The sequence below is a fragment of the Bradyrhizobium sp. genome, assembly GCF_035570375.1.
Lineage (GTDB): Bacteria > Pseudomonadota > Alphaproteobacteria > Rhizobiales > Xanthobacteraceae > Bradyrhizobium.
Window position 1 is genome coordinate 1 of record NZ_DATMLW010000265.1, and the last position, 7483, is coordinate 7483.

Annotated in this window: 8 protein-coding genes; 1 reads left to right on the top strand and 7 read right to left on the bottom strand. The window is 60.6% G+C overall.

The genetic code is table 11. The features are described from left to right. Positions 1-199: 199 nt before the first annotated feature. The 7 genes from VNX23_RS29235 to VNX23_RS29265 form a co-directional block, all read right to left on the bottom strand. Complete coding sequence (locus tag VNX23_RS29235; RefSeq protein WP_325635051.1) at positions 200-550, bottom strand: antibiotic biosynthesis monooxygenase family protein; 351 nt, start codon at positions 548-550, stop codon at positions 200-202. Between the two features lie 25 nt (positions 551-575). After that, positions 576-986, bottom strand: coding sequence for a cupin domain-containing protein (locus tag VNX23_RS29240; protein ID WP_325635052.1), 411 nt, complete (start codon positions 984-986; stop codon positions 576-578). Between the two features lie 91 nt (positions 987-1077). Then, complete coding sequence (locus tag VNX23_RS29245; protein ID WP_325635053.1) at positions 1078-3285, bottom strand: xanthine dehydrogenase family protein molybdopterin-binding subunit; 2208 nt, start codon at positions 3283-3285, stop codon at positions 1078-1080. Between the two features lie 2 nt (positions 3286-3287). After that, positions 3288-3758: a (2Fe-2S)-binding protein gene (locus VNX23_RS29250; protein WP_325635054.1), complete on the bottom strand. Its 471-nt coding sequence runs from the start codon at positions 3756-3758 to the stop codon at positions 3288-3290. Between the two features lie 412 nt (positions 3759-4170). Then, a complete protein-coding gene (locus VNX23_RS29255) occupies positions 4171-5043 on the bottom strand; it encodes an alpha/beta hydrolase (RefSeq protein WP_325635055.1) in 873 nt (290 codons plus the stop codon). Between the two features lie 178 nt (positions 5044-5221). Further along, positions 5222-5788, bottom strand: a complete 567-nt coding sequence (locus tag VNX23_RS29260) for a YceI family protein (protein WP_325635057.1) — start codon at positions 5786-5788, stop codon at positions 5222-5224. A 209-nt stretch (positions 5789-5997) separates the two neighbouring features. Then, complete coding sequence (locus tag VNX23_RS29265; RefSeq protein WP_325635059.1) at positions 5998-6666, bottom strand: hydrolase; 669 nt, start codon at positions 6664-6666, stop codon at positions 5998-6000. 211 nt (positions 6667-6877) lie between these two features. On the opposite strand from VNX23_RS29265, the gene VNX23_RS29270 reads away from it, so the two are divergent. Next, positions 6878-7483: AraC family transcriptional regulator (locus VNX23_RS29270; protein WP_325635061.1), on the top strand; the 606-nt coding region annotated here is incomplete at its 3' end.

Below are 7483 nucleotides of genomic sequence, written 5' to 3' on the forward strand. Positions count from 1 at the left end.
CCTCCGCAATGCGCCGAGCCCCTCGCCCAGCAGCACATTGTGCCCCTGCGCTGGCTCAAGCTGGTAGGTGGCGCCGTATAGGGCGGTACGAAGACTTTGGCCGCGTGATCCGCGAGGCGAATATGATGCCGGGCCCTTCACGACGCTGCCACACGCTCGTCGGCCGGCGTACGAAAACCTGCGCGATTGCAATGCCGCGTCATGGCGAATTTGATTCAGACAGTTTGGCCACAGGTGTGAAAGTTCCTACGATTTCGTACATGCCGGGCTCGAAGGTCGCGAACGTCAGCGCTTCCTGCAAGAACGGCAGCGGACCGGGGTCTGGGCGCATGGATTGATAATCCTCCATGCTGCGCCACCGCGCATACATGATCACCTTTGTACCATCGATGCTACGATGTAGCTTCGCAGAGATAAAACCCGGCGCACGGTTGACGAAACCATCGGTCACGCGCGTGAGAAGATCGATAAGCCGCTGCTGGTTGGCTTGTGTAACCGTGAATACGTTAATGAACGTGACGGTGCTGTCGTTCTCGGATGCGATTGTCACAAGCACTCCCTTGATCTTCAGGTTTCTATTTGACGGGTGTGGTCAGTTCCTTGTCGTCGGTATCGACGACGAAGACCGCGAGCAGTTTTGCCGGCTTGGTCTTGCTCGCATTGCGGCTGATGGGATGGCTGGCGCCCGGTGGTTCGGACCAGCTATCGCCCGCCTTGTAGACCCGCGTTGGACTGTTGTTCACCTTCGACTCGATCCTTCCCGAAATGACGTAGGCGCAGATGAAGGACGATTTTGCGTGGGTATGCGGAGCCGAGGCCCCACCCGGTGGATAGTCGACGACCACGGCGATCAGTGATTTGCCCGGAATGTTGGGTATCGCCTGCGCGAAGTTCGGCGTGACTTTGTCGCCGACATCATGCGCGGAGGAGGGCGTCGCAGTTGCAATGGCAACAGATGCTGCGCCGATGACGGTTCGTATCTTCATGGCTCTTCTTTCGCTCGAATAAATGCCTCGGCTCCTCGCTTCGTCGGGGCTGCTGCAATCCTGATTGATCGATCCACGCCGCCGGACCCTATCAGGCCGGCTGCCGCAATGCCGTCGTGTCGACGGGCATCTTTCGCAGCCGCTTTCCGGTTGCCGCGAAGATCGCGTTGGTGACAGCGGGGATGATCGCCGAGGTCCCCGGTTCGCCCATTCCACCTGGCGGCTCCGAATTCTGGACGATGTGGACCTCGATGGCCGGCGCCTCGTTCATGCGGAGCATTTGGTAAGTATCGAAGTTGGTTTGCTGTACACGGCCGTCCTTGAGCGTGATCTCACCATAGAGCGCGGCCGTGATGCCGAAGATGATCGCACCCTGAATCTGCGCCTCGACTGTGTCGGGATTGACGACGGTGCCGCAATCGACCGCGCAGAAGACACGGCGGACACGAACCTCGCCATTCTTCGACACTTCAACTTCGGCAACCTGCGCCATATAGGTCCCGAAGACGAACTGAAGGGACACGCCTCGGCCAACCCTTTCAGGTAACGATTGTCCCCAGCCGGCCTTTTCCGCCGCAAGCTCGAGAACGGCTTTGGCGCGCGGCGACTTGTCAAGGAGAGCCCGCCGATAGGCGACCGCATCCTGCTTCGCCGCCGCCGCCAGCTCGTCCATGAAGCTTTCGGTCACGAACACGTTGTGTGACGGGCCAGGGCTGCGCCAGAAGGTGGTCGGGATGCCCGGGGGTTCCACCCGCTGATACTCGACGTGCAGGTTCGGGAGCGCATAGACCAGGTCGATCGCGCCCTCGGTCGTGTCGGGACCGAGACCATTGTTGAATGCCGGGGCGAGCCATCTCGCTAGGATCGAGGAGCCTGCGAAACGATGGTTCAAGGCGATCGGCTTTCCTTTCTTGTCGAGACCGGCGGATATGCGGTGGAAGAAATAGGGTCGGTACATATCGTGCTGGATGTCTTCCTCGCGGGTCCACACGACCTTGACTGGGCCATCGACATGCTGCGCGATCTGGACGGCGCGCGTGACACCATCGATCTCCAGCCGCCGGCCGAATCCACCGCCGATCAGATGATTGTGGACGACGACCTTGTCCAAGGGTAGGCCAGTGGTCTTCGCCGCCGTCGCTTGGGCGCGCGCGATGGCCTGGTTGCCGACCCAAATTTCGCAGCCGTCCTTGCGGACGTGGACCGTGCAGTTCATAGGCTCCATCGTGGCGTGTGCGAGGAACGGGACCTCGTAGGTCGCCTCGACCCTGGTGACGCTGCGCGCCAGGGCCTTGCCAATATCGCCGATATTCTGCGCGACCGCCCCGGGATTGAGCGTTGCCGTTTCGAGCTCGTCCGCGATCCGCTTGGTGGTGAGCTTGGCGTGCGGCCCGTCGTCCCATTCGATCACGAGTGCCGCCAGGCCTTTCTTGGCCGCCCCCATGTGGTCGGCCACGACCGCGACGGCGTCGTCGAGCCGTACGATCTGACGCACTCCCTTAACGGCCCGGGCAGCCGCGTCATCCACGCTCTTCACACGACCGCCGAAGACCGGCGATTGCGCAAGGATCGCGATCTTCACGCCCGGCGGGCGTGCGTCGATGCCGAAGACGGCTGTTCCATTGACCTTCGCGGGTGTGTCCAAACGCTTGGCCGGAGTGCCGATAAGCTTGAAATCGGCCGGGCGTTTGAGTGCAACGTCATACGGAACAGGCAAGCGGGCGGCATCGGCGGCGAGCGCGCCATATTCGATGTGTCTGCCCGTCGAGGGGTGCAGAACCTCGCCGCTTTGCGCGCGGCAGGATGCCGGATCAACATTCCACCGCCTTGCCGCCGCCGACACCAGCATGCTTCTTGCGGCCGCACCGGCTTGGCGCAAGGGTTGCCACGCCCCCCGTATCGCGTTCGAGTTCCCAGTTGCCTGCACGCCGCCGATCAAGGGGTTGCCGTAAAGCTTTTCGTTGGGCGGAGCATGTTCCAGCCGAACCTGTTTCAGCTCCACCTCGAGCTCTTCAGCGATCAGCATCGATATGGCCGTATAGGTGCCCTGGCCCATCTCGACATAAGGCATGGTCAGGACGATTTGCCCGTCACCGTCGATGCGGATGAAGGCATTCGGCACGAAGCCATCGCCGCCGGCCGCTTCGGCTCCGCCGTTGGGGAACGGCAGGCTCACGCTCAGCAGCAGGCCACCGCCAATGGCAACTCCCGCCTGTAGAAGCCTCCGACGAGAGAGGCCGTTAGCCAATCCAGATTGGTCCGGGTCGCGGTTGCGGGACGTGATGTGATTGAGGATCATTGTCAGCCTCGCTGTTCGATGGATTTCGCGGTCTGCTTGATCGCTTCACGGATGCGCACATAGGTGCCGCAGCGGCAGATATTTCCGGCCATCGCTGCATCGATATCGGCATCGTCCGGTTGCGGCGTCGCGGCAAGCAGCGCCGCGGCCGACATGATCTGACCGGATTGGCAATAGCCGCACTGAATAACTTCAAGATCGAGCCAGGCCTTTTGCACCTTTGCGCCGACTGCCGTCGCGCCGATTGCCTCGATGGTCGTGATCGCGGATGTGCCGATGCTGTCGATCGGCGTGATGCAGGAACGGATGGCGACGCCGTCGAGATGCACCGTGCAGGCGCCGCAGAGCGCCATGCCGCAGCCGAACTTCGTGCCGGTCATGCCCAGCACGTCGCGCAACACCCAGAGGAGCGGCGTGTCGCCGTCAACATCGAGGCTGTGCGTATTACCGTTGATTTGGATCGCGAAGGACATGGCCACCTGCGAAGCGCTTTCAAGATCAGGACCGCATTGTTCCGTTACGCAGCGTATTTGCCCCTTTGACGCGTTGGCTGCAATGACGTATTTCCCTTGAAAACTGCCAGGCGGGATTAGTCCTATGCGCGCACCCAAAGCACGCCGCATCGTTATTGCCGTCTACGAAGGCGTCTCTTTGCTCGATTTGGCCGGCCCGCGTCGGGCGTCCTTCGGCAGCCAACAAGACAATCCGCGAGCAAAAACGCCGCGCTGCTCCGCCGTGGGGCTCGCGCGCGCGCCTCAATCGCCGCTCGATCCTCCGGCGTCAGCCGGACTTCTGCAGCTTGGGAATCATCCCAATTATGAATCATGAATCAGCTTCGGCGAAACTGGGCACCAGCCGGCCAGTGCTGCGAACTTGGCGCCGTAGCTATCCCGCTTCGCACGTTTCCACTACTCGCTTAAGGCTCGCGCAGAGTTTGCTCTCTTTATCAACAAAGCCCGCGATTGCCATAAAGTGATTCGCTTCAGGCTGTTCAAATGACCAGCCCCTGAGTCCCGCGGCCTTCCAGGCGTGCAGATAGTCTGCCGACTGTCGTCGAAGCTCGGAACTCTCAGCGCCACCCGCACTTACAAACAACGGTGGCGCCCGATCGGGCAGGCGAAGAAGTGGGCTCTGGGTTTGAACGATGTCTTCCGCGAGCTGCAGGATGGGCTGCAGCCAAGAAAATCGAAGCGGCTGCAAATCAAACAGCCCACTGATTGCAAAACCTCCTCGGATCGCGTCGCGTGGCAACCCATAATCGTCCATCCATCGGGTGTGCAGCAGCATCGCAACCTGGTGGCCGCCAGCGGAATGTCCGGCCACGTATATCCTGCGCCGACTACCGCTGAACGTTTTGCTCGAACGCCGAACCCAGGCGATCGCCGCCCGGCTCTGACGCGTGATTTCGGGCAGCGTGACCTTCGGACAAAGTGCGTAATTAGTTATCACCACCGTGAAGCCGAGCGCGACCGGTCCCCGCGCAACCCAGCTGAACTCTTTACTCCTGTTCGCACGCCAGTACCCGCCGTGGATAAAAACGAGAATAGGCGCGTCGGGATCTTGAGCCGGAAAGATGTCGAGTGTCTCTTCGACCGTTGGTCCGAATGGCACGTCGAGAAGGCACTCAAGTTCGTCGCGCGCCTTCTTGCTTTCATTGATGTTGAACTCCACGTATCGTTGAAAGTCGGGCACCGACCTCTCAACGTCGTATTCCTTGTCGATTTCCTCCTGAGTGGCGAACTGTCGGTAGAGCATCATAACTCCTCAATAGACGATGAGCAGATAGACCCGGACGCTGGTCCACAAAGCTGGAGCCGGAGACGTAAGCTAGGTGGAACGCGAACTGCCGCGTCGGATCAAACTTCAACTGAGTCGTGCCCAGTTCGGGCGCGATGAGCCCGCCAGGTCCAGCGGTAAATGCGCCAATGAAACGAAATCACCGCCTCAAGATCAGGACCGCATTGCTCCTGCGTGTAGCTGGCTTGCGCGCGACGTTCCCCAAAGCTGCTAACTCTGACGCTCGAATGACGCGCCTGATGATGTCAACGTCGTCGCGGACGAGAGGCACTAATGTGCTAACGCCGAACTCGGTCCGCTTAATCTTCGCGGACGCATCGAAATCCACTGTATAGTGCTTGTTGAGCGGATTGACTCCTGCCCCGTGGAATACTGCGTGCAGAACGATCGGCTTCGTCGTTCCATGCAGAGTGAGATCGCCGACGACATCTGCTTTCCCGGGTCCGGTCATCGTGACCTTCGTTGCCTTGAACGAGATGTTGGGATACTTGGCCGTATCGAACCATTCTTCACCTTTCAGTTCGCGATTGAGCTCGGCGTTCGTCGTACTGACGCTAGCGGCAGGGATTCGGATGTCGAGCTTGCTCGCGGATGGGTTCTTCGGATCGAGATCGAGCGCCCCCGAGACCCCGCTGAATTCGCCGTAGTAAGTCGTGAATCCGAAGTGCGAAACGCCGAAAAGAACCCGAGTGTGGAGCGGCTCCACCGCGAAAGCGCCGCCCTGGGCCTTCGCGGAATTCTCGACCGAACCGGTTTGCGCCGAATCTTGGTCCGCGCCCAATGCGCGGAGCAGAGCGATGTTTGCCTTAGTCGCGATAATTCATCCTTGCGGAAATCGGTGGGCATCGAAGCTGGATATCAACAGGACCGGCGCTCCCACGGCTAAGACGCTGCGGTCGCGCCGGACCGCCATTCCTATGCGGCAGTGAGCTGGGCCGCCTTCAAAGCGCTATCGTGCCCACCCAGCGCCCACTTGGAGAAGAAGATCTGAGTGCCGAACGCTGTGTGCGCCTTCATGATGTCCATCACGCCCTGATACGTTTCCTGACGGCCCCAATCCTGCTGCAGTTCGTAGACGAAATGCTGTGCGGTGGTTGGCACGGCGCCCGCCTGGATCATACGGTCGACGGCACGTTCATGGACCTGAATGCTGGTATCGCCGCAGGCGTCCGCGACAAAGAACACTTCATAGCCGCGCCGGAGGCCCTCGATCACGTTGAACGCGGCACAGGCGCCCGTCCAGAGGCCGGCGATGACGAGGCGTTTGCGACCCGTTGCTTCGACGGCCTTCACAAAATTGGGAGTGAGCCAGGCGTTGATGGACGTGCGATCGACGACCTCGTGACCCGGGAAAACCCCTTCGGTCACCTCCGGAACGAACGGACCCGCGAAAGTCCCGGCCGTGACCGTCGACAGAACCGTCGGTACATTAAAAAGCTTCGCGCTCTTGGCGATGATCTGAAGGTTGTTTTTGATCGCGTTGCGGTCGTGGCTCTCGATACCCATGAACATCTGCGGCTGAAAATCGATCAGCACCAACGCCGCATCGTCGGCAGAGAAATGGCTCGTGAAGTTGTTCGACATGTCTAGCTCCTCTTAAGTGCTTGCGCACAGGCGGTCGCGTTCAATGAAGATAGTTGGCGCTCATGACGCCGGGGTCGGGGAACATGCCGTTGACTTTGATCGCCAAGGACATGGTCCGAAGCGCTTTCTCCGTTACGCACCGCATTTGCCCCTTTGACGTGTTGGCTGCAATGACATATATCCCTTGAAAGCTGCCACACGGGATAGTTTTATGCGCCCACCCAAAGCACGCCGCATCGTTATTGCCGTCTACGAAGGCGTCTCTTTGCTCGATTTGGCCGGCCCCCTGGAGGCGTTCCAGGTGGCATCGAGTTTCGGTGGGTCTCGCGAAAGCCGCGTAACATATGAATGCTCGGTGGTTTCGATCGGGGGCGGACCCGTGAAAACCGCTAATGGAGTGGAGCTAGGCACCGAATCCGTGCGGTCACTGGGTCGCGACCCGATCGACACGTTGATCGTTCCCGGTGCCTTTGCGGTGGACGATGTGACGCGTGACCGCGCCCTGGTCCGATGGGTCCGCGACAGATCTCCCTCGTGTCGACGGGTGTGCTCCGTGTGTATTGGCAGCTTCCTTCTGGCCGCCGCTGGCGTTCTCGACGGGCGGCGAGCGGCTACGCACTGGCTGCACGCGCCGTTGTTGGCGGAGCGCCATCCCAGGGTGACGGTCGAGCCCGATGCGATCTTCATCCGTGATGGCGCCGTCTGGTCGTCGGCGGGCGTAACTACGGGAATCGATCTGGCGCTCGCCTTGATCGAGCAGGACGCCGGGCGTGCTCTCGCGATGAATGTTGCACGTATCCTGGTCGTCTACCTGAAA

What these genes read in the sequence shown, in the direction of transcription:
- VNX23_RS29240 (WP_325635052.1), bottom strand. Translation starts at nt 986, where the DNA reads ATGAAGATACGAACCGTCATCGGCGCAGCATCTGTTGCCATTGCAACT.
- VNX23_RS29245 (WP_325635053.1), bottom strand. Translation starts at nt 3,285, where the DNA reads ATGATCCTCAATCACATCACGTCCCGCAACCGCGACCCGGACCAATCT.
- VNX23_RS29250 (WP_325635054.1), bottom strand. Translation starts at nt 3,758, where the DNA reads ATGTCCTTCGCGATCCAAATCAACGGTAATACGCACAGCCTCGATGTT.
- VNX23_RS29255 (WP_325635055.1), bottom strand. Translation starts at nt 5,043, where the DNA reads ATGATGCTCTACCGACAGTTCGCCACTCAGGAGGAAATCGACAAGGAA.
- VNX23_RS29265 (WP_325635059.1), bottom strand. Translation starts at nt 6,666, where the DNA reads ATGTCGAACAACTTCACGAGCCATTTCTCTGCCGACGATGCGGCGTTG.